General features: G+C 42.1%; 24 protein-coding genes and 2 tRNA genes. 21 read left to right on the forward strand and 5 right to left on the reverse strand.

The features are described 5' to 3' along the window. Positions 1 to 13: 13 nt before the first annotated feature. The 4 genes from CSUNSWCD_RS03280 to CSUNSWCD_RS03295 all read right to left on the reverse strand — a co-directional run bounded on the left by CSUNSWCD_RS03280 (position 14) and on the right by CSUNSWCD_RS03295 (position 2,681). A tRNA-Glu gene (locus CSUNSWCD_RS03280) sits at positions 14 to 89 on the reverse strand. 11 nt (positions 90 to 100) lie between these two features. After that, positions 101 to 176, reverse strand: a tRNA-Lys gene (locus tag CSUNSWCD_RS03285). Between the two features lie 209 nt (positions 177 to 385). Continuing rightward, positions 386 to 1,816, reverse strand: coding sequence for a type I glutamate--ammonia ligase (gene glnA / locus CSUNSWCD_RS03290; RefSeq protein WP_009494123.1), 1,431 nt, complete (start codon positions 1,814 to 1,816; stop codon positions 386 to 388). Positions 1,817 to 1,901: 85 nt separating this feature from the next. Beyond that, positions 1,902 to 2,681: a histidinol-phosphatase gene (locus CSUNSWCD_RS03295; protein ID WP_009494125.1), complete on the reverse strand. Its 780-nt coding sequence runs from the start codon at positions 2,679 to 2,681 to the stop codon at positions 1,902 to 1,904. Positions 2,682 to 2,807: 126 nt separating this feature from the next. Here CSUNSWCD_RS03295 and CSUNSWCD_RS03300 point away from each other — a divergent pair, with 126 nt between their 5' ends. From CSUNSWCD_RS03300 to rplS, 16 genes are all read left to right on the forward strand, one after another. Further along, the gene (locus CSUNSWCD_RS03300) at positions 2,808 to 3,539 is read left to right on the forward strand and encodes a hypothetical protein (protein ID WP_009494127.1); all 732 of its coding nucleotides are present in this window, start codon (positions 2,808 to 2,810) and stop codon (positions 3,537 to 3,539) included. Beyond that, positions 3,539 to 4,798 (forward strand): peptidase U32 family protein, encoded by a 1,260-nt coding sequence (locus tag CSUNSWCD_RS03305; protein WP_009494129.1) that lies wholly within the window; start codon positions 3,539 to 3,541, stop codon positions 4,796 to 4,798. The genes CSUNSWCD_RS03300 and CSUNSWCD_RS03305 overlap by 1 nt, the downstream gene beginning before the upstream one ends. Then, positions 4,795 to 5,292 carry a 5-(carboxyamino)imidazole ribonucleotide mutase gene (purE, locus tag CSUNSWCD_RS03310; RefSeq protein WP_009494131.1) on the forward strand — a complete coding sequence of 166 codons (498 nt, stop codon included), beginning with the start codon at positions 4,795 to 4,797 and terminating at the stop codon, positions 5,290 to 5,292. The genes CSUNSWCD_RS03305 and purE overlap by 4 nt, the downstream gene beginning before the upstream one ends. Positions 5,293 to 5,302: 10 nt before the next feature. Further along, a complete protein-coding gene (locus CSUNSWCD_RS03315; protein WP_009494133.1) occupies positions 5,303 to 5,776 on the forward strand; it encodes a DUF3972 domain-containing protein in 474 nt (157 codons plus the stop codon). A gap of 2 nt (positions 5,777 to 5,778) precedes the next feature. After that, entirely contained in the window at positions 5,779 to 6,192 is a 414-nt protein-coding gene (locus tag CSUNSWCD_RS03320) for a GyrI-like domain-containing protein (protein ID WP_009494135.1), read from the forward strand. Positions 6,193 to 6,202: 10 nt separating this feature from the next. Further along, positions 6,203 to 7,087: a glycine--tRNA ligase subunit alpha gene (gene glyQ, locus CSUNSWCD_RS03325; protein ID WP_009494137.1), complete on the forward strand. Its 885-nt coding sequence runs from the start codon at positions 6,203 to 6,205 to the stop codon at positions 7,085 to 7,087. A 6-nt stretch (positions 7,088 to 7,093) separates the two neighbouring features. Further along, a complete protein-coding gene (locus tag CSUNSWCD_RS03330) occupies positions 7,094 to 7,831 on the forward strand; it encodes a Nif3-like dinuclear metal center hexameric protein (protein WP_009494139.1) in 738 nt (245 codons plus the stop codon). A 9-nt stretch (positions 7,832 to 7,840) separates the two neighbouring features. Then, positions 7,841 to 8,551 carry a zinc ribbon domain-containing protein gene (locus CSUNSWCD_RS03335; RefSeq protein WP_009494141.1) on the forward strand — a complete coding sequence of 237 codons (711 nt, stop codon included), beginning with the start codon at positions 7,841 to 7,843 and terminating at the stop codon, positions 8,549 to 8,551. A gap of 9 nt (positions 8,552 to 8,560) precedes the next feature. Beyond that, positions 8,561 to 9,700 carry a lipid IV(A) 3-deoxy-D-manno-octulosonic acid transferase gene (gene waaA, locus CSUNSWCD_RS03340; protein WP_034964289.1) on the forward strand — a complete coding sequence of 380 codons (1,140 nt, stop codon included), beginning with the start codon at positions 8,561 to 8,563 and terminating at the stop codon, positions 9,698 to 9,700. Further along, entirely contained in the window at positions 9,697 to 10,455 is a 759-nt protein-coding gene (locus CSUNSWCD_RS03345; RefSeq protein WP_009494147.1) for a pseudouridine synthase family protein, read from the forward strand. The genes waaA and CSUNSWCD_RS03345 overlap by 4 nt, the downstream gene beginning before the upstream one ends. Before the next feature lie 66 nt (positions 10,456 to 10,521). After that, entirely contained in the window at positions 10,522 to 11,862 is a 1,341-nt protein-coding gene (gene ffh, locus CSUNSWCD_RS03350) for a signal recognition particle protein (RefSeq protein ID WP_009494149.1), read from the forward strand. 67 nt (positions 11,863 to 11,929) lie between these two features. Beyond that, positions 11,930 to 12,160: a 30S ribosomal protein S16 gene (gene rpsP / locus CSUNSWCD_RS03355; RefSeq protein WP_002951203.1), complete on the forward strand. Its 231-nt coding sequence runs from the start codon at positions 11,930 to 11,932 to the stop codon at positions 12,158 to 12,160. A gap of 6 nt (positions 12,161 to 12,166) precedes the next feature. After that, positions 12,167 to 12,409, forward strand: coding sequence for a KH domain-containing protein (locus tag CSUNSWCD_RS03360; RefSeq protein WP_004319043.1), 243 nt, complete (start codon positions 12,167 to 12,169; stop codon positions 12,407 to 12,409). After that, entirely contained in the window at positions 12,402 to 12,929 is a 528-nt protein-coding gene (gene rimM / locus CSUNSWCD_RS03365; RefSeq protein WP_009494153.1) for a ribosome maturation factor RimM, read from the forward strand. Before CSUNSWCD_RS03360 ends, rimM begins: the two co-directional genes overlap by 8 nt. Continuing rightward, the gene (gene trmD / locus CSUNSWCD_RS03370; RefSeq protein WP_009494154.1) at positions 12,929 to 13,633 is read left to right on the forward strand and encodes a tRNA (guanosine(37)-N1)-methyltransferase TrmD; all 705 of its coding nucleotides are present in this window, start codon (positions 12,929 to 12,931) and stop codon (positions 13,631 to 13,633) included. Before rimM ends, trmD begins: the two co-directional genes overlap by 1 nt. Further along, positions 13,630 to 13,986, forward strand: a complete 357-nt coding sequence (gene rplS / locus CSUNSWCD_RS03375; protein ID WP_009494156.1) for a 50S ribosomal protein L19 — start codon at positions 13,630 to 13,632, stop codon at positions 13,984 to 13,986. Before trmD ends, rplS begins: the two co-directional genes overlap by 4 nt. Positions 13,987 to 14,172: 186 nt before the next feature. On the opposite strand, the gene CSUNSWCD_RS03380 is transcribed toward rplS, so the two are convergent. Beyond that, positions 14,173 to 15,327 carry a tyrosine-type recombinase/integrase gene (locus tag CSUNSWCD_RS03380; RefSeq protein ID WP_002953805.1) on the reverse strand — a complete coding sequence of 385 codons (1,155 nt, stop codon included), beginning with the start codon at positions 15,325 to 15,327 and terminating at the stop codon, positions 14,173 to 14,175. A 743-nt stretch (positions 15,328 to 16,070) separates the two neighbouring features. Between CSUNSWCD_RS03380 and CSUNSWCD_RS03385 the strand changes: the two genes are divergently transcribed. From CSUNSWCD_RS03385 to CSUNSWCD_RS03405, 5 genes are read left to right on the forward strand one after another with little or no spacing between them, the layout of a single operon-like run. Beyond that, positions 16,071 to 17,435: a hypothetical protein gene (locus tag CSUNSWCD_RS03385; protein WP_235044170.1), complete on the forward strand. Its 1,365-nt coding sequence runs from the start codon at positions 16,071 to 16,073 to the stop codon at positions 17,433 to 17,435. Then, the gene (locus tag CSUNSWCD_RS03390; protein WP_009494165.1) at positions 17,435 to 18,049 is read left to right on the forward strand and encodes a hypothetical protein; all 615 of its coding nucleotides are present in this window, start codon (positions 17,435 to 17,437) and stop codon (positions 18,047 to 18,049) included. The genes CSUNSWCD_RS03385 and CSUNSWCD_RS03390 overlap by 1 nt, the downstream gene beginning before the upstream one ends. Continuing rightward, complete coding sequence (locus CSUNSWCD_RS03395) at positions 18,046 to 19,032, forward strand: type IV secretion system protein (RefSeq protein ID WP_002952050.1); 987 nt, start codon at positions 18,046 to 18,048, stop codon at positions 19,030 to 19,032. Before CSUNSWCD_RS03390 ends, CSUNSWCD_RS03395 begins: the two co-directional genes overlap by 4 nt. Positions 19,033 to 19,042: 10 nt before the next feature. Further along, positions 19,043 to 19,336, forward strand: coding sequence for a TrbM/KikA/MpfK family conjugal transfer protein (locus CSUNSWCD_RS03400; protein WP_009494169.1), 294 nt, complete (start codon positions 19,043 to 19,045; stop codon positions 19,334 to 19,336). Further along, a complete protein-coding gene (locus CSUNSWCD_RS03405) occupies positions 19,333 to 20,559 on the forward strand; it encodes a toprim domain-containing protein (protein ID WP_021090406.1) in 1,227 nt (408 codons plus the stop codon). The genes CSUNSWCD_RS03400 and CSUNSWCD_RS03405 overlap by 4 nt, the downstream gene beginning before the upstream one ends. Positions 20,560 to 20,677 lie beyond the last annotated feature (118 nt).

A 20,677-nucleotide genomic window follows, 5' to 3' on the forward strand; every position in this document is an offset into this window, starting at 1 on the left:
AAAGACTAAATCGTGGCGACCCTTAAAGGATTTGAACCTCTGTTGCTACACTGAGAGAGTAGAGTCCTGGGCCACTAGACGAAAGGGTCTATGTAAAAAATGGTGTCCTGTGCTGGACTCGAACCAGCGACCCCTTCATTAAAAGTGAAATGCTCTACCGACTGAGCTAACAAGACATTTTTTCAAAAAATGAAACGTGATTATATATAAAAAAGGCTGATTTGTCAAGACAAAAAGCCGCTGTTTTTCAAATTTAGCCTCAAATTTGATTTATTTTGACAAATTTTGCATTCGTCAAAAACGCATAAAAAGTCAAATTTGGCCCAAATTTAAAAAGGTCAAATTTGACTGAAAAACTAAAAAAGGATTTTAGCGTCCCTTCAATTTAGCAAGAAAAGCAAGTCTTAAACTCATACGGAGTAGGGCGCGCTTCATACGGCCATACTTGACTTTCAAATTTATAATGCTGATACGCATTTATAAACGTTGGCGTCATGATCGGGTGCAGATATTCGTTGTCGCGAATCAATGCTTCTAAACTACCTCTTAACGTATGAGGGAGCTGTTCGATACCGCGCTCGCGGATCTCATCTAGGTGCAGTTTAAATAAATTTTCGTCCATCGGACCGACCGGTTCCATCTTGTGTTTTACGCCGTCAAGTCCAGCCATCAGCATCGCTGAAAACGCTAAATACGGGTTTGCAGTTCCGTCAGGGAAGCGCATTTCGGCGCGGACCGATTTTTCTCCTGAGCCGTACGGGATACGGATCGAGGCGGAGCGGTTTTGGCTAGAATACGTTAGGATTGACGGCGCTTCAAAGCCCGGTATTAGGCGTTTATAGCTGTTTGTGCTAGGGTTTGTAAACGCCGCTACGCTCCTTGCGTGTTTTAGGATTCCGCCGATGTACCAGCGCGCAAAATCGCTTAAATTTGCGTATTTACCTTCGCCGTAGAATAAATTTTTGCCGTCTTTCCATACAGACTGATGCACATGCATGCCGCTACCGTTGTCACCGTAGAGCGGTTTTGGCATAAACGTCGCCGTTTTTCCGTTTAGGTGAGCGACCATTTTGACGACGTATTTGTAAATTTGCACGTTATCGGCGGCCTCGAGAAGGGTGCCAAATTTAACGCCCAGCTCGCCTTGTCCTTGAGCGACCTCGTGGTGTCCTAGCATGACTTCTAGGCCAACTTGTTCTAAAACCTGCATCATCTCGGCGCGCAGATCGACCATGCTATCAGTCGGTTGCGTCATCAGATAGCCACCTTTTCTTCTTGGGCGGTGGCCGGTGTTGTAGCTATCTTTAAAGTCTCTAGCGTCGTTCCATTCGCCTTCTTCGCTATCTACTTCAAACATCGCGCAGTTTGGGCTGTCTACTATTTTTACGTTATCAAATATAAAAAACTCATTTTCCGGCCCAAAATACGCCACATCGCCCACGCCGCTTTCTTTTACGTAGGCCATGGCTTTTTTGGCTATTGAGCGTGGGCATTTTTCGTAAATTTGACCCTTGTAAATGTCGTAAATATCGGCAAAAACCACAACCGTAACGTCGGCGGTAAAAGGATCTAAAAAGGCGCTGGTCGCCTCAGGGCACATCAGCATGTCGCTTCTTTCGATCGGTTGCCACCCTCCTAGTGAGCTCGCATCCATCGGTATGCCGTTTACGAAATGATCTTTTTCTACGAATTTTATGTTATAAGATATGCTGTGCCAAGCGCCGTTCATATCGGTAAATCTAAAATCCACAAATTTAACCTCGTGTTCTTTGCAAAAATCAAAAAAATGATCGACGCTTTTTACAAATTTTCCCATTTTTCGCTCCTGTGTTTATTGATTTCGTAATTTTATCATAAAATTTTGCTTTTAAGATTAATTTAAATAATTTTTTCTACCCGATCTAAAATTTTACAAATTCTCTATCGCGGTTTTTAAATACCGCGCACTTGCTAAAGCCTAAATTTCTAGCGATTTGCTCGCATTTTTCGCCGTTTAGACCGACTTGGTCTTTTGCGTGCGCGTCCGAGCCAAACGTGATAGGGATATCCTTTTCGGCGATCATTTCTAGTAAATTTACGCTCGGATACTGCTCGCCGATCGGTTTTCTAAAGCCGGCCGCATTTATCTCGACAGTCAAATTTGCCTTTTTTATTGCATCGATGGCGTCTTTAGCGAGGAGTCTAACGTCGGTTTTTGGCATAAATTTAAACACCTTTAGCAAATCCAAATGCCCGACGATGTCAAATTTACCCGACTTTGCCATCTTTTCTACGCAGTAAAAATAATCCCGCCAAATTTGGTCTATGTCGCGCTTTTTATATTCGCCGATAAACTCGGGATTATCAAAGCCCCAGCCGCCCAAAAAATGCACCGAACCGATGAGGTAATCAACTTTGCGCGCTAAAACCCGCTCGTCGATAAAGCCCTCTAAAAAATCGGCTTCATAGCCGAGCAAAATTTTGATCTGCCCGTCAAATTCGTCTCTGAGGCGCAAAATTTCGCTCTCGTAAGAGGGCATTTGCGAAAATTCCATACGGTACGCCTCGTCAAATTTCATCGGCGCGTGATCGCTAAAGCCAAAATACTCGCAGTCCGAATTTATCGCGCTTAAAACGTACTCTCTGGGCTCATCTACGGCGTGCTTACAAAGCGGCGTGTGGTTGTGCAGATCGACTCTCATTTTTATCCTTAAATATTTTGCAAATGCTACCTAAAATTTGATAAATTTAAGGATAAAGTTTGGGTTTTTAAACTTATATTTCGTTAATTTTCTATATAATCAGCCCAAATTTAAATAGGAGATTTTATGACGCAAGAAGAACTTGACGCCTTGATGGCGGGCGATCTGGATGACATCGTCGCTGCAGGCGAGAGCGACGCGCAAGCTAGCGGAGATGAAAATTTATATGCGGAAACTGCCGATAAAAGCATCTCTGAATACAAAGAAGATAACTCCAAATTTGACTCCATAGATTATAAAGTATCATCCAATATGCCGTGGCCTCCGCCGCCTCCAACCGATGATCATAAGATGGTTCATCAGCTAGACGACGTCACAAAGGACAGCGAGGAAAAAGCCACGCAGATGTTTGATAAGCTTGATGCGATCAATAACTTCTCTATGGACGCGGAGAACGGGCTTAGCAAGATTATTAGCGGTATAGAGGCTAATATCGAAATTTTTACCAAACTACACGAAAAATTCCCAAATATCACCGCTTTTTCTGAAGCGCTAGAGAAAAATAACGCCCTAAAAAGCTCCGCCGAAATGACGCTAGATAACGTTAGAATGGCGGAAGACGAGATAATGATGGCGATGGATATGATGCAGTATCAAGACATCCACCGTCAAAAGATCGAGCGCGTTATCAACGTCATGCGCGCGCTTAGCAAGTATATGAGCAGTCTGTTTGAGGGCAAGATCGACGACGAGAAGCGCGTAGCCTCGGCCGTACATATCGCGGGCGATACGCACACTGAAAATCTCGTCAGCAACGACGACATCGAAGCTCTGATAGAAAGTTTGGGCAAAAAATAGTGCTAAAGCCCGAGCTTTTATCTCCTGCAGGGAATTTAACCAAGCTAAAAATCGCCCTAGAATACGGTGCGGACGCGGTTTATGCATCGGTGGCGAGCTTTTCGCTTCGCACCCGTTCGGCTCGCGAATTTAATCTTGAGAGCTTTAAGGAAGCCATCGAGTATACGCACGCAAAAGGCAAGAAATTTTATGCGACTGTAAACGCGTTTCCTTTTAATTCACAAATCGAGCCGCTAAAACGCCACTTGCAAACGATATCGGCTATGAAGCCCGATGCCTTTATCATCGCGACTCCTGGCGTCATGAGCCTGGCAAAAGAGATAGCCCCCGACATCGAGATTCACCTCTCGACGCAGGCAAACGTCATGAATGCGCTTGACGCTAAAATCTACCACGAAATGGGCGCAAAACGCATCGTCGTGGCGCGCGAAATGAGCCTAAAAGACGTCGTAAAAATAAAAGAGCAAATCCCGACGCTAGATATCGAAATTTTCGTACACGGCTCGATGTGCTTTGCATACTCGGGACGCTGTTTGGTTAGCGCAGTGCAAAGCGGCCGCCAATCAAATCGCGGCAGCTGCGCCAACGACTGCAGGTTTAAATACGAACTCTACGCCAAAAATCCCGAAATCGGAACGCTGTTTCGCCTGGAAGAGGACGAAGGCGGTACGCATATAATGAACTCCAAAGACTTAAATTTATCCGCGCATATCAAGGATATCATCGAAAGCGGCGCGGTCGATAGCCTAAAAATCGAAGGCCGCACGAAAAGCGAATACTATGCAGCCTGTGCGACTAGAGCCTACCGTATGGCCGTCGACGACGCAGCGGCCGGCAAATTTGACGCGCAAATTTACGCGAACGAGCTAAATACGCTAAAAAATCGCGGCTTTACCGACGGCTACCTGGTAAATCGCCCGTTTGAAAAGGCTGATACGCAAAATCACGCTAGCAGCCTAGAAGAGGGCACACATCAGGTAAACGCCATGACTATTGACGGCGAGTTTTTTAAATGTAAATATAAAATTTTCCCGGGCAACGAGTACGAGATCGTGGCTCCCTTGGGCGCTCAGATAGATGAGTGCGAGAGCGAAATATCGCAAATTTTCGGTCGCGACGGTAAGAAATTTATCAAATTTAAAAAGCTCGTAACCAAAAAAGGCAAGGAAATAGCAGAAATCCACAGCGGCAACGAAAACGAAGTAAATTTGGGCGCGAAGTTGCCTAAATTTAGCTTTTTAAGAGAGGAAATAAAATGAAATTCGTATCTATAATAATGGGAAGCAAAAGCGACTACGACGTAGTTAGCGAGGCGGCGAAAACGCTTGAGAAATTTAACGTTCCTTACGAGCTGATTATTAGCTCCGCGCACAGAAGCCCGAAGCGAACTAGCGAATACGTCGCCGTAGCCGAGGAAAAAGGCGCGCAGGTCTTTATCGCGGCGGCCGGCATGGCAGCGCATCTAGCGGGCGCGATCGCGGCAAACACCACTCGCCCGGTGATCGGTATCCCGATGGCAGGCTCCGCGCTTAGCGGCGTGGACGCACTTTATTCGACCGTGCAGATGCCAGGCGGCATGCCTGTTGGCACCGTAGCGATCGGCAAGGCCGGCGCAGTAAACGCAGCCTATCTGGCGCTACAAATTTTGGCTCTAAACGACCAAAATCTAGACGAAATGCTAAAAGCCGACCGAGCAGCCAAAGCCAAGCAAGTAGAGGAAGACTCGGCGAAGGTGGAAGTTTTACTCGCCTAAAGGAGCAAAGATGCAGACATACTTAAGTATAGACGAATTTTGCAAGCTCGTACACCTAGAGCGCGAGGTGATTGAGGGGATGATAAACCGCGGCGTGCTAAATACGAAAGAGGAGGGCGGCGAGATCCTCATAGAGGCTAGCCAGGGCACGATGAGCGTGGTGCCTAGCGTCGTGGCCGTACCTGCGCCCCAGATCGGCGCCGATGGCTTTAGCTTTGTAGAAAAGACGATCGGTACGATACTGAATTTACACGAAAAGGTACTCGACGCCAAAGACGAGACATTAGAGACCTTGCGCAACGAAAATAAGTTTTTAAAAGAGGCGTTAATCTCGATGCAAGAGCTCTACGACGAGGATAGAAAAACAGTCGAGACGCTAACGTCGCAGCTAAAAAATTCGCAAGACGAAGTCGAGTTTTTAAAGCGAAAATACAAGCTCATGTGGAACAAAGCGGTTGAAAATTTCAAAGGCGACAAGGAGTAGCCGTGGAAATTTTAGAGATAGATGGTTTTAAAATTTGCGGATTAAAAACTCGCACCAAAAATACCGACGAGATAAACGGCGACGGTAAAATCCCGGCCTTGTGGGCTAAATTTACAAAAGAATTTTATGACGGTAAAAGCGAAATTTACAGCGTTTATTGTAGTTACGAAAACGGCGTAAATGGGCTTTATGATTTATTTATCGGTACGAAGTCGCTTTGCCCTGGCGGCGAAATTTTAGAGATAAAAAGCGGTAAATACGCCGTTTTTAGTTTTCCAAACGAGCCGCAAAACGTAGCGAAATTTTGGGGAGAAATTTGGAAATATTTTGAAGGCTCAAAGCTAAATAGAGCCTACGAAACGGATTTTGAGAAATATTTAAACGAAAAAATAGAAATTTACATATCAATAAAATAAAAGGCAAAAAATGACATTTTCACAAATAATACTAACGCTTCAAAACTACTGGCGCGAGCAGGGTTGCGTGATACTACAGCCCTACGATATGCCGGCGGGTGCGGGCACATATCATCAGGCGACATTTTTAAGGAGCCTCGGGCCAAAGCCGTGGGCGACTGCGTACGTAGCGCCCTCTCGCCGTCCGACCGACGGTAGATACGGCGAAAACCCAAACCGTTTGGGTGCATATTATCAGTTTCAAGTGCTCATTAAACCAAGTCCTGAAAACATACAGGAGCTTTATCTAAAAAGCCTCGAAAAGCTCGGATTAAATTTGAAAAATCACGACATCCGCTTCGTCGAGGATAACTGGGAGAGCCCGACGCTGGGCGCTTGGGGGCTAGGCTGGGAGGTCTGGCTAGACGGCATGGAGGTGACGCAGTTTACGTATTTTCAGCAAGTTGGCGGCATCGCGTGCGAGCTGGTTTCTGCTGAGATCACCTACGGCCTTGAGCGCTTAGCTATGTATCTACAAGACGTAAATAGCGTCTACGATATCGTTTGGGACGATAGGGGTGGCAATATCGTGACCTACGCCGACGTTCACAAGCAGGGCGAATTTGAGTGGAGCAAATATAACTTTGAAATCGCGGATGTAGATATGCTATTTCGCCAGTTTGAAAATGCATTTGGCGAGTGCAAGCGCTGCTTGGAGGCTAAAATTTCGCTACCAGCGTATGATTACTGCATGCTTGCAGCGCATACGTTTAACGTCCTTGACGCGCGCGGAGCGATCAGCGTAACGCAAAGGCAAGACTACATCCTAAAAATCCGCGAGCTAGCCAAGGAGTGCGCGCTGACGTATAAAGCCAGCATCGACGCCGCAGCCCAAAACGGCGCGAAGGGCGAATAAAATTTGATGAAAATCGGTGAAATTTATAAAATTTTAGACGAGATTAGCCCGTTTGCGAGTCAAGAGGAGTGGGATAATAGCGGACTGCTCGTGGGCTCGTTTGAGACGAGCGCGGAGTGCGTTTATCTTAGCCTTGACGTCGATGATGGGCTTTTAGACGAAGCGCAGCCAAACTCGCTCATCATCACGCATCATCCGCTCATTTTTAAGGGGCTAAAGTCGTTAAATTTGGACAAATACCCAAGTAGCCTAATCGCAAAGATGATGGCTAAAAATTTAAGCCTGATCGCTATGCATACGAATTATGATCTAAGCCACCTAAACGAATACGTACTAAGCGAAATTTTGGGCTTTGTGCCAAAAGAGCGCGATGGATTCGTGCTTTATGCGGATGTAAATTTGAGCTTTGACGAGCTTTGCGAGACGGTAAAAACAAAGCTAAATTTAAGCCATTTAAGAGTTTGCAAAGGGCGAAAATTTAATCATAATGCACCTATAAAACGTCTTGCATTTTGCACGGGAAGCGGCGGAGATTTGATAGATGGCGTTAAGGCGGACGTATTTTTAACTGGGGATCTGAAGTACCACCAAGCCATGAGCGCCGCGCAAAATAATCTTACTATGTTAGATATCGGACACTTTGAGAGCGAGCGGTATTTTGGGGAGTCGCTCGCAAAATATTTGCAAATTTTGCCGATTCCTACTATAATATCCAACTCAAAAAACCCGTTTTCATACAGTTAAAGGAAAAAGATGAATAAATATTTAGAACAGCTAGTCGAGCTTTCAGCCATTGATAAAGATATCGACGATTTCACGCCGCGCCTTGAGAAGGTTCAAAGCGTTTTAAAAGCGACTAAGGACGAGCAGGCGGCGATTTTGGCGCAGATCGAGGAAGCGACCACGAGCGTGACCGAGCTAAAAAATCAAAAATCTCAAACCAACGCACATATAGCCGAATTTAGCGCGAAAATAAAAGACGTCGCCAAAAAAAGCGGCGTGGCAAAAACCGAAAAAGAGATAAAGGCGCTTCAACTAGAAGATGAGCTGGCTAAAGAGCAGCTAGAAGCCGCAAATGAAGAGGTCGAAAGACTAGAAAAAATCATAGATAGCAAAAATGCGCTTAAAAGCGAGCTTGAGGCGAAGGCTGCGGAGCTTGGCGAAAATTTAGCCAAAATCGAGAGCGAAATTTCGGCCGAGGTTGGCGCCATCGAGCAGCAAAGAGATGAAATTTATGCTAAGAAAAATAAGTTAGTCGGCGAGATGAATCAAAAAATCTTGACCTTTTACGAGAAAATCCGCAAATGGGCGCACAACACAGCCGTCGTGCCTGTCAAAAAGCAGGCCTGCTATGGCTGCTTTATGCAGATAAACGACAAGACTTATTCTGCCGTTATTAAGGGCGAAGATATCGTGACATGCCCTCACTGCGGCCGAATTTTATACAAAGAAGCGGCGAACTAGCCTTTAAATTTGATAATAATTTATTACGTTTTAGTCCTCGCGGCGTTTGCCTTGGGGGCTTTACCGCTTGCGATTTTAGCTTTTAAGAAAAAGTACAGAGTCTCTATCCCCGCTAGATTTTTTTTGTTTAAAAATCCCAAATTTGACGCCTCTCGCGTGCATTTTCACGCGTGCAGTTTCGGCGAAGTGCGTTCTATCGCGCCGCTAGTTAGTAAATTTAAAGACACGGCCGCAGTCTCGGTCGTAACCAAAACCGGTTTTGATGAGGCGAAAAAAATCACGCAAAATACGCGCTTTTTGCCGTTTGAGATATTTTTACCGTTTTGGCTAAAGCCTGCAAAAATCACGGTCATTTTTGAGGCCGAGCTTTGGTTGGGGCTTGTTTTTTGGGCCAAATTTAAAGGCTCTCGCGTCATTTTGATAAACGCTAGGATTTCTGACAGGAGCTACAAAAGTTATCTCAAATTTAGCTTTTTTTACAGATATTTGTTTAAATTTATAGATAAAATTTACGCTCAAAGCGATATGGATAAACAGCGCCTACAGCGGCTCGGCGCCAAAAATATCGTCGTTAGCGGCAATATAAAATCAGCCTTTTTGCCAAATCCGAGTAAAATTTACACCAAACCAAAAGAGCGCGTGATCGTGCTAGCTAGCACTCATGCGGGCGAAGAGGAGCTGATTTTGCGCGATTTAAATTTGAGCGCAGACGACAAGCTGATTTTAGCTCCGCGTCATCCTGAGAGATTTTGCGAGGCGGGCGAGATTTTGGCTAAATTTGCCGTAAAAAACGGACTAAGTTTTGCTAAATTTAGCGAAACTAAAAATTTTGATGCGCAGTGCGTGTTAGTCGATACGATGGGCGAGCTGGTAAATATTTATAAATTTAGCGACGTCGTCGTGCTTGGCGGTAGTTTCGTGCCAAACGTTGGCGGACACAATCCGATCGAGGCGGCGCAGTTTGAAAACGCCGTGATAAGCGGGGAGTTTATATTTAATCAAAAAGCCCTGTATAGTGCGGTGGACGGTATAAAATTTGCAAAAGCGAACGAAATAAATTCGCTTTTAAAGCAAAATTTACTCAAAGCAAAAATAGTCGCCAAAGGCGATGCAAGCGAGATTTTAAAAGATATTGAGGAAAATTTATGAAAGAAGAAAAAGCCTATAAACTACTGGCGATCCAGGAAGGCATCTCAAACAACGAGGCAAAGGAGCTGATCGACGCGGGGCTGGTTAGCGCCAAGGGGCAAAGGATCGCCGTGGCGCGCGCGACGATGAGCGCGGCGACTAAATTTAACGTACAAAAACTGCCGCGCCCAAGCGTGATTTTTGAGGATGAAAACCTGATCGCGGTTGATAAACCGGCGTTTTTAACGTCGGAAAAAGTTAGCGAAATGTATAAATTTCCGCTACTTCACAGGCTCGATAAGGAAACTAGCGGGGTGCTTTTGCTTGTGAAAAACGAGGAATTTCAAAAAAAAGCGATCGAGGAGTTTAAAAACTGCCGCGTAAAAAAAGAGTATGTCGCAGCGGTCAAGGGTATCGTGAGCGAGGAATTTAGCGTAAACGAACCTATAATCACACTAAAAAACAGAGGCGGCGCGTTTTCTAAAATCTCGCCAAACGGCAAAGAGGCCTTTTCGCACGTAACTCCAGTGATGGTCGCAGGCAAAAAAAGCCTCGTAAAAGTCGAAATAAAAACGGGCAGAACTCACCAAATCAGAGTACATCTAAATCACGCTGGATATGGGATCGTAGGAGACGAAAAATACGCTAAAAATAAAGCCGCAAGAATGTATCTGCACGCCTATAAAATCGAGCTTTTAGGCTATAAATTTAGGTCAAATTTGAGCAATGATTTTAATAGGCTCGGTTTTGAAATTTCAAGAAATTTTGAGATTTAAAGAGTGATAAAGCTTAAATTTAATAAAATACGCGCTTTAGCTATAAATGTAAATAAAAGGTAGAATGTGTTTGAACAAATCAGCGAGTCGTTTCGTTTAGCCGTTAGTAAAATTCGTTTCGTAGACGATGAAAAAGCGCTAAATAACGCGCTTGACGTGCTTAAAAAAGCACTACTAAAAGCTGATGTTCATCACAAAGTTACCAAAGAGTTGCTAGCTCTCATCGAGGCTGATCTAAAGCAAAGCGGAATAGGCCAAAAGCAGTTTTTAGATGCGATAAAGTCAAATTTGACGAAGGTTTTAACCGCGCCGGGCAATCAAGGCTTTGTCTTTGCGCCCGTGGCTCCTACGATCGTGCTAATGGCTGGCTTGCAAGGTAGCGGAAAAACCACTACGACGATAAAGCTGGCAAATTATCTAAAGCTTAGAAAGAAAAAAGTTTTGGTCGCGGCGTGCGATTTGCAACGCTTGGCAGCCGTCGAGCAGCTTCGCCAGCTTTGCGAAGCAAACGAAATAGAACTTTTTAGTATAGATAACGAAACCGATCCGCTAAATGTAGCTAAGCAAGCGCTAGCTAAAGCAAAAAGCGGGCTTTATGATGTACTTTTGGTCGATACTGCAGGACGTCTAGCGATAGATGAATCTTTGATGAAGCAGATAAAAGATATCAAGTCTGCGCTCGAGCCGCATGAAATTTTCTACGTAGCAGACGCCATGAGTGGACAAGACGGCGTAAAAACGGCAAGTACGTTTAACGACGCGCTAAAAATAAGCGGAGTAGTGCTAAGCAAATTTGACTCGGATAGTAAAGGCGGCGTAGCTATAGGCATAGCAAAACAGCTAAATATACCTCTTAGATTTATAGGTATCGGCGAGAAAGTCGGAGATGTGGAGAGCTTTATCCCTGAACGCATCGTGAGCCGTATAATGGGCGAAGGCGACTTGGCAACATTGGTTGAGAAAACTAGCGCCGTGATAGACGAGCAAGAAGCAAAAAGAATAAATAAAAAGATTAAAAAAGGGCAGTTTAACTTTAACGATTTTTTGTCGCAAATGGAAAGCGTCAAAAAGCTTGGAAATATGAAAAGCTTAATCGGTATGATACCGGGCCTCTCAAGCGTGGCAAATCAGATAAAAGACATAGACCTTGATAACTCGAAGGAAATTTTGCATATCAAAGCTATGATAAATTCGATGACACAAAAAGAGCGCGAGAATCCTGATTTGCTAAACAACAGCCGAAAAAGACGTTTAGCCGCTGGATCTGGGCTATCTCAAGTAGAGGTTAATCGCTTTTTAAAGCAGTTTGAAAACGCATCGAAAATAGCAAAGAGGTTTTCTGGTAAAGAAGGCCTAAAAGGGCTTGGAAATTTACTAAACCAAGCTAAAAATACTCACCCTAATTAAAGGGCTTAAATTTGGCTACGAGCGTGGCTAAATTTAAGCCTATTTAAAAAACAGAAGGAGAAATATAATGGCAACAGTAGTAAGACTAACGAGGATGGGACGTAAGAAAAAACCTTTTTATCGTATAGTCGTAACGGATAGCAGAAAAAGAAGAGACGGCGGCTGGATAGAGTCGATCGGTTACTACAACCCGATGGTTGAGCCTGAGGTGGTAAAATTTGACGCTGAGCGCTTGGCTTATTGGAAAGGTGTCGGTGCGAAACTTAGCGATAGGGTTGCAAAAATAACTAGCAAATAATTAAAAATGGTAGAAAATTTTTTACTTGAATATGCTAAGCTCATCGCCGATTTTCCTGAAAAAGTGAAACTCGAGCGAGTCGAGCTTGGCGAAAATTTTGCCGAGCTGATAATTTACGCCGATAAAGTCGATACTGGCAAACTTATCGGCAAAGACGGCAGGATGATAAACGCGATAAAGACCGTAATCGTAGGCTATAAAGCTAAAGATGCGACGTCATACCGCGTTACGGTAAAGCCTCTTGAATGAACTTATAGAAGTCGCACTTCTTGGCAAAACTGTAGGACTAAAGGGGTTTGTCAAGCTTCATAATAAGGGCGACTTTCCTAATCAATTTAAAAAAGACGCTATATTTTGCGACAAAGATGGCAAAGAACTTGTCGTAAAAAGCTACAATCATGCAAATGATACAATCTCTTTTTTTGGTTTTGAAGATATAGATAGCGCAAAAACTCTCACCAATAAAATAATCTACACCACAAAAGAAGAAACTAGAAAAAACTGCAAGCTCAAAAAAGGCGAGTTTTTCTATTTTGATGTTATTGGTTGCGAAGTTTACGAAAATAGCCAAAGGCTAGGCGAGGTGGAGGATATAGACGAGGTTGGCGCAAATCATCTATTTTTGGTAAAAACCGATGAAAATTTGAATGCTAAGGGATTGGAAAAAAGTTTTTACATTCCATATATCGACATCTATATAGAAAAAGTAGATGTGGAAAATAAAAAAATTTACACCAAAAACGCTATTTTGATTTTAGAAAATTCCTAATGAAATTTACCTTTGTTACGCTTTTTGAAAGCCTTGTGCGGCCTTATTTTGAGGATAGTATTTTAAGTCGCGCTACAAAAGAGAAACTTATTTCGATTGTTTTTTTAAATCCTCGTGATTTTAGCACGGATAAGCATAAAAAAGTAGATGACTATATGGTTGGCGGTGGTGCGGGACTACTTATGGCATGTCAACCTCTTGATGGTACTTTAAATTTTTTACTAAAAAACGAACCAAAAACTCACATTGTTTTTCTTGCGCCTGCCGGGAAAAAATTTACTCAAAACGATGCTAGACGTTTGGCAAAAAAAGAGCATATTTGTCTAGTTTGCGGCAGGTATGAAGGTATAGACGAGCGTATGGTGGAAAAATATGCAGATGAAATTTTTTGTATCGGCGACTTTGTGATGACGGGTGGCGAGCTGGGGGCGCTTTGTATTTCTGATGCGATTTCTCGCAATATAGACGGAGTTTTAGGAAACAATGAAAGTCTTGAAGTTGAGAGTTTTGAAGGGAATTTACTTGAGGCTCCGTCTTTTACAAAACCCAGTGATTACAAAGGTTCTGGTGTGGTTTCAGCGTTTTTAAAGGGAGACCATGCTAAAATCAGAGCTTTGAAAAATAATATGGCGTTCTTAAAAACTAGGTTTTTTCGTCCGGATTTATACCGAAAATTTGAGCCGCCGACTAAGGAAAAAATATGAGAAACAAGTATATTGAGGCGTTTGAACAAACTCAAATAGCTCAAAAGTCTGTGCCTAATTTTCGCGCTGGAGATACTTTGCGTATAGCTATCCGCATTAAAGAGGGCGATAAAACGAGAATTCAAAATTTTGAAGGTATCTGCATAGCAAGACGCGGAAGCGGGACTGGCGAAACATTTATCATCAGAAAAATCGGTGCAAATAGCGTAGGTGTAGAGAGAATTTTCCCTATCTATAGTGAAAGTCTAGAGAGCATAACCGTTCTAAGACAAGGTCGCGTTCGCCGTGCTAAGCTATTTTATCTACGTGATAGACGCGGTAAAGCCGCTCGTATTAAAGAGCTTAAAAAATAATTTTACTCCTTGCAAAAGTCTAGTTTTAGGCTTTTGCCTTCTTTCTATATTCTTAAATTTTATAAGTCGCAGTGCCGTAAAAACGGCGTTTTTACCCATTAAAAGAAGTAAAATTTTAATCTATTTTTAGTAAAATTTAATCTTATTATAACATATTTTTTAAAATAAGATGTCTAATATTAAATTTTAAATGACGATATCATTTAAAAAAACCGCCCTTTGTTTAACTTCTTTCGGCAGATACTTCGCATAGGAGCGATAAGTCTCGTTCAAGTCCTTATGCCCCATCATTTTACAGCCCACCCACATAGGTTCCTCGCCGCGGCTCAGCATGACGGAAGCAAAGGAGTGTCTAGTATCATAAAGCCTGCGAGTATTGTAACCAAGTTTTACTTGCAAATCATTAAATTTAAGCCGCATCATAGACCGAGAAAGCCTAAAAATCCGCTGGCTTTTGTCGCCGCTATCAAGCTTTATGAGTTCATTATAGACGATTTGCAGCATATCGATCGTGCGGTTGCTGGATTTAGTTTTCGGCGAATCCACGATGCCGACGTCCGAAAGCGTTTTATTTATCCGGATTTGCCTATTTTCAAAGTCTAGATCGCCGAAAGTAAGAGCTAAAATTTCACCGGTTCGAGCGCCAGTAAAGAACGCCACGACCAAAAACAGCCGCAGCTCGTCGTCAGCGTTTTTAATGAGTTTCAAAATTTCATCAAGGCTAAACGGCGGAAATTTTTCATCCTCCAATTCATCGAGGTGTTGCTTAAATCTAGGGATAAAAAACGGATTTTTGGAGATTATGTCATTACTTACGGCATATCGAAAAATCATCTTAAAAAAGGAGCAATAGCCGCTAATAGAGCTATCCTTTAATCCTTTATTCTTACAAAATTTAACGAATTCTACGCTGTGATACCTCTCAAAATCGGCTAGGTAGAAGATACCATTAGTGTTTAAAAATTCCGTGATCGTATGGCTCATAATCACGTAAAGCCGCCTAGTTTTATCCTTTAAAAACGACTTCTCGGCAAGGAGACGATCGATCACGCTATCAAAGCTAAACTCACTAGAATTTTTAATAGCGCCGGCGTCTTTCTCCCCTTTTCTAAGGAGCCTGTCGGTTTGTAAGTCCTCGAGTTCGCGATACCGGCGTTTAGCCTCCGCGATATCGGATTTAGAGCCGAGAAATAAATCGTAATTTTTACGAACGAAATCAAACGCCAAAGGTGACTTTTTAAGACCCGTAGCACGGCGAATTCTAACGCCGTCCCTTTGACAATCGATATAAAAACGTCCGTGTTGCACGTAGATATTTTTATTTTTTTCTAAATTTTTCATACGAGTAACTTTATCAAAATTTAATTAAAAGTAAGCGAAAAGTCGCCGCCTTTAAGGTTAAAATTTTTTGAAATAAAAATTTTTTGCTTAAAGTGCGATTTTACGGAGATTGAAATTCTCAAAACAAGCAAAAAATCAATTAAGAAAAGCGATTTTTTACAAAATCTCGCTAATAATTAATTTTTATTTTTAAGTTTTATATAATAAAATACTCATAAAACAAAATCGTTATCGCCATTAATTCAATTAAGTAAAAGTTACATAAAAAGTTTAAGCTTTTACAAAATCTCGCCCGCCCTTACCATAGTGTAAAAAACAAATTTAAAAAAGGGAAAAAATAAAATTTAGATAGAGTCTGTGTTGCTGAAAATTTAAATTTTTAGAATTTTAATTAAATTTTAGATAACTTAAATTTTTCTTAAAAATATATTTATATATGCAGAGAGGAAATTTTAAAGAATTATTACTTAATGCGATGAGAAAATTTTAAATTAGAAGCCGGATTTTTAAATTTAAATCAGTTAGGCATTTAAAACGATTTTAAAGGCTATTAAAGCCGCATAGATAAAAAATAAGAAGAAATAGGGGAAAAAGCTTATTTTTGATTGTAGAGCATTTAAAAGGCATTTGTGAGCGTTTTTGAATTTTAGCATTTTTCGATTTTTTATATATCACTTTTTAAAAGTTTTTTAAATTTAACAAATGATAGACTGATGAAAAATAATCTAGCAAAAGGATTTAAGGTGGCAGAAGAGCTGACGCAAGAGCAAATGGCTGAATGGGCATATTTAAGCGAGGACGAACAGACGCTTACAGCTTCGAGTATACATAAAGGGGAAGAAAACGAGCCGCAAACGCAAAATAAAGATATAGACGACACGAGAGACAAAATTTTAGATTGTCGAGAAGCCATAGAAAACACCGGGTTGTTTAAAAGCAGCGAAACAAGCGCAGTAGCTTGCGTAAGAGAATTTTATACCGCATACGGAACGGACGACGATAGCAAGGTTCAAGAAGCGATCAACGATATTTATAAAACCAATATGAGTCTAAGGGATGTGACCGAAATAAAAGAGCTCACCCTAAGAGAAATGAATATGGACTTAAAAGAGGACTTCGACAACGGCAAAGAATACACCATACGAGACATTAACAAAAAATTTGCCTACGAAGTAACGGGAGCTGCAAATTTAAGCAAAGACGCGCAGCAAGCCGTAGAAATACTAGGCGAAAAAGAGCTGTTAGATACGAGAATCAGGGAAAGACAGGCGGAGCTGGACGAATTTAAAAGCCCGAAAGCAAAAAGAGAATTCGTAAAAGACAGATTGGACGGCGTAGAAAAAAATGAGTCCTTAAAAGAGAGTCTGCAAATTTTAAAAGAGAAAGAAAAAATAGAAGAGCAAATCAAGGCAAAAGAAGAGCAAATCGCCAAAAAGGAAAAAGGGGAAGAAAAAGAGCCAAGCCCCGAGCAAAACGAACCACAGCCGGGCAGAGAAAACGGCGCAGAGCAAGAAGACTGGAATAAGAGAGCCGACGAGCTAGAAATGCAGCACGAAAAGGAGCTCGAAGACCTCAAAGATAAGCAATCGAAGCTTGAAGCGAATTTTCAAAAATCGATCGACAACCTAATGAATAGCGATGGGATAAACGGCATTATAACCGCGCTGCAAGAGATGGACAGAAGCCTTGAGATGATGCTAAAACAGGGTAAAGAAGAAAGCATCGCCAAAGATCGCCAGCGCCAAGAAAAGCTTGATCTAGCCTTTGACAGTCCTAAATTTAAAGAGGCTGTCGGCGATTTGGTAAAAGAGGTCTATACGCAACGCAAAAAAGTCAAAGGCGGTTTTAAAGAGATGGAGAACGAGCGGGCTAATTACGCTAAATTACAAACGACCTATGAAAAAGAAACCAAAAAAGGGCTTGACGTCAAAGGATACGAAAAGCTAAAAAAGATGATGGGTGACATCGAAAAAGAAACGCCGAATTTTAAAGACAGCTACCCTAAATTTTATCAAAAGGTAAACGATACGCTAGTGCAGACCAAAGACAAAATTTTAAACAAGGCCAAAGGGCAAGAAAATGAAAATGACAGAGGCAGGAGCCTATAATGAGCAATATAACGCCAAAACAAAGAAGAAACGTGATTGAGGGTGACTTGGAAAATTATGTCAAAAGCGAAAACGATTTTTTGAGCCTAAGAAAGAGCTTTATAGACTTAAATTTTAGCCTAGCCCTAGCGTGCGAGCACGACGAACAAAGGGCAAAAAAGTACCTAGATGCAGCCAGAGAGATACAAGGACTCGAAGATAAGCAGGACAAGAGGGGAAAGTGGGAAATAAACGAGGATAACAACAAAAAAGTGATGACCCCGCACAAGGACGACGAAAAATTTCAAACCAAATTCGAAAAGGAAAACCCGCTCCTTTTCAGGCAGCTACAAAACGAGCTAGAGCTCATGAATAACGAAGCAAGGTTATACGAAAAAATTAAAGACAACAAAGACAAAGGCATAGATAAATTAACGCCGCTTTACGTAGAGTTGCAAGAGGGGCAAATCGATGTAAAAAGAAAACACGGAGACGAGGTGGGCAAGCCGATAGATACCGATAGATTTAGGTATAGCTATCCAAACGCTACCAAAACGCTAGAACAAACCATCGAAAAATGGGCAGAAAAGGAAACTAAAAAAGAAAATACCGAGCAGAAAGGAAGAGAGATATGAAGAAAACATTAATATCTATTGGTGCGGCAACGGCGCTATTTTTTAGCAGCGCAAACGCAGGAGGCGTTCCGGTTATAGACGTGGCCGCGATAGCTCAAGCGGTAATGGGCTATACTCAAACGCTAAAAGACTATGCTGAGCAAATCAAGCAGTACGAGCAAATGGTCAAAGATACGCTAAATTTTGAAAAACAGATGGCCGAGCTCGGCATAGATATGAACAGCATCTACGATATACTAGGCGATGCGCAAAGCATGATCAGTCAAATGCAAAGTATCTACGATAACGTCAAAAATATCCCCAATGACATAATGGGCGATATAGCGAGAGTGCAAAACGCGTGCTCGTTTTTGGAAAATAATAGCCAATTTTTCGGAATGACGCTAGGAAAAACCAAGAGCTCAATCAAAAGCAAGGTTAATCGCTGCACTTACGCATTGCGAGACGGCGCAAATTTGAGCAAAAGCATAGACGAGCTGACCGAGCAGATGAATAAAGCCGTCGATCCTATCCAAAGAGCGAACTATCAAGCGCAAATCAACAACATAAAAAATGCCGAGAAATTCCTGCAAGAAAGGGATAATATCGAGAAAACAAACGCCTTGTTAGCCTTTGAAGATACCTTTCATAGCGACGATAAGACCAATCCTTACTCAAAAGCGAAAATGAACGACGATTTAAAGCAGCTTTCAAAGCAGCTGAGCAAACCAAACAACCAAAAGCAAGCTCAAGCCCTCACGAACTCGATACTGCTTAAAATTTTAGAAAATTTGCAGCATCAATACGAGCTGAATATCAACTATACCAGCACGATGGCTACTAGCAAGCAGCTAAACGAAAGCGGCAGCAATAAAAATTTAACCGAAGAGAGCTTTAATCAGTCGGTCGTAGAATATAAGCGCAACGACGCCATATTTGAGCCAGAAACCAAGCAGCTCCCGAAAGATGAGCTGGGACTACCAAAATTCGTATATTTCAAATAAAGGGGAAAGAATGAAAAAACTAGTTTTTAGTTTGATCGTAGGTGCAATTTTTGTGGCAAGCGGCGCGACCGCAAAAGAGACGAGCGCAAAGGATACGGCGACAAAGACGTCTGCTCCAAAAGAGCTCGGCGACGTATTTACCGGCGATAAGAAACTGGCATGCGAAGCGGTGCTATGCCTCGCAAGCGCTACTCGCCCGCCGGAGTGCGCCGCAAGCCTTAAAAAGTACTATTCGATTACGGCTAAAAAGGCGCATAAGCAGGCTCAAAAAAGACAAGCATTTTTAGATCTGTGTCCAAGATGAAAGAAAATCTAGTCGAGCTCGCGCTCGATGAAATTTTAAAAAATAACGGCTACTTTGAAAAAAGAGACAAAAGTAGCCGTAACTACAAAACGCTTACGAACGACTACGGAGATACGATAGTCGTATCGCGCCAATCAAACGGCCACTACTTATATTTTAATCCAAATGACAGTACCGATCGGGGCAATATTTACAGCTTCGCTAAAAATCGCGGAGTAGAAGTAAAAGATTTAATAGACGAAGACAAAATAAAAGATATAAAGGAGTTACAAAACAATACTATACCAAAAGCAACTACTAAAAAAATAGATAATGAAATAATAGAAAAATTTAAAAAATTAGATAAGACGGATAAAAATTCATTTTTAATTAGCCGTAGGAAGCTAAGCGGAGAACTATTGGCACAATTTAGCAGCCTAAAACAAGACAGTAAATACCAAAACGCGGTCGTACCGACGTACACGTTAACGTCAGTGCAAACGGACGCCGGCACGAAAGAGTTTTTAAAGCAAAGCGGAACGATAAGCTATCTCTCAAAGCCCTTAACACACGATCCGCAAGGAAAAGCATACGATAAGCCCATCAAACAGCTTTGCAACGGAAATAAGGGGCTAGAAATTTTAAAAGCCGATAACGCACATAAAAGCCCCAAAGAATTTAAAAATATAATAATCAGCGAGAGCATGATCGACACGCTATCGTTTTGCGAGATGAAAGGGATAAATTTGCAAGAGACGCTGCTATGCTCGACCAACGGGCAAATATCGACATCGCAAAAAGATGCGATTAAAGCGCTTCGCAAGCTCGCCCCGGATGCAAAATTTACGCTAGCGTTCGATAATGACGATCGCGGCAAAGAGTTTGGCAAGATCGTAGAGCAAATAGTGCCGAATGCTGACAGGCAAATGCCTATATTAAAGGACTTTAACGATGATTTGGTAGTCGGCAAAGCATTGGGGCTAGCAGCGCGCAATATTAGTAAAGAAAACATTTTAAAGCCTTTGAGCGAGCTTGGCAAGAAAGTAGAGTATTTATCAAAGAAATATGATTTTTTAGAGCCTTGCGCAAAGAATGAGCGCGTAAATGAGCTTTTAAGATTTAATCCTTCAAAATTTAAAGAGATAGCCCCAAAGGTGCAGCGTCTGCCCGGAATGAGAGAATGCTTTAAGCGACTTAATCTCGTCGAAAAAAAAATCGGCAGGGAGTATTCTAGGGCTATATGATTTATAGAATATTGATTAATTCGGGCAATCAAGATTTAAGCTGGTTTTTAAAGTTTAAGGTTTATATAAGCTTTTGGAATTTATATCTTATCCCCTTTATTTGGGGGTTTGATAGAGA

Source organism: Campylobacter showae CSUNSWCD (assembly GCF_000313615.1).
Lineage (GTDB): Bacteria > Campylobacterota > Campylobacteria > Campylobacterales > Campylobacteraceae > Campylobacter_A > Campylobacter_A showae_A.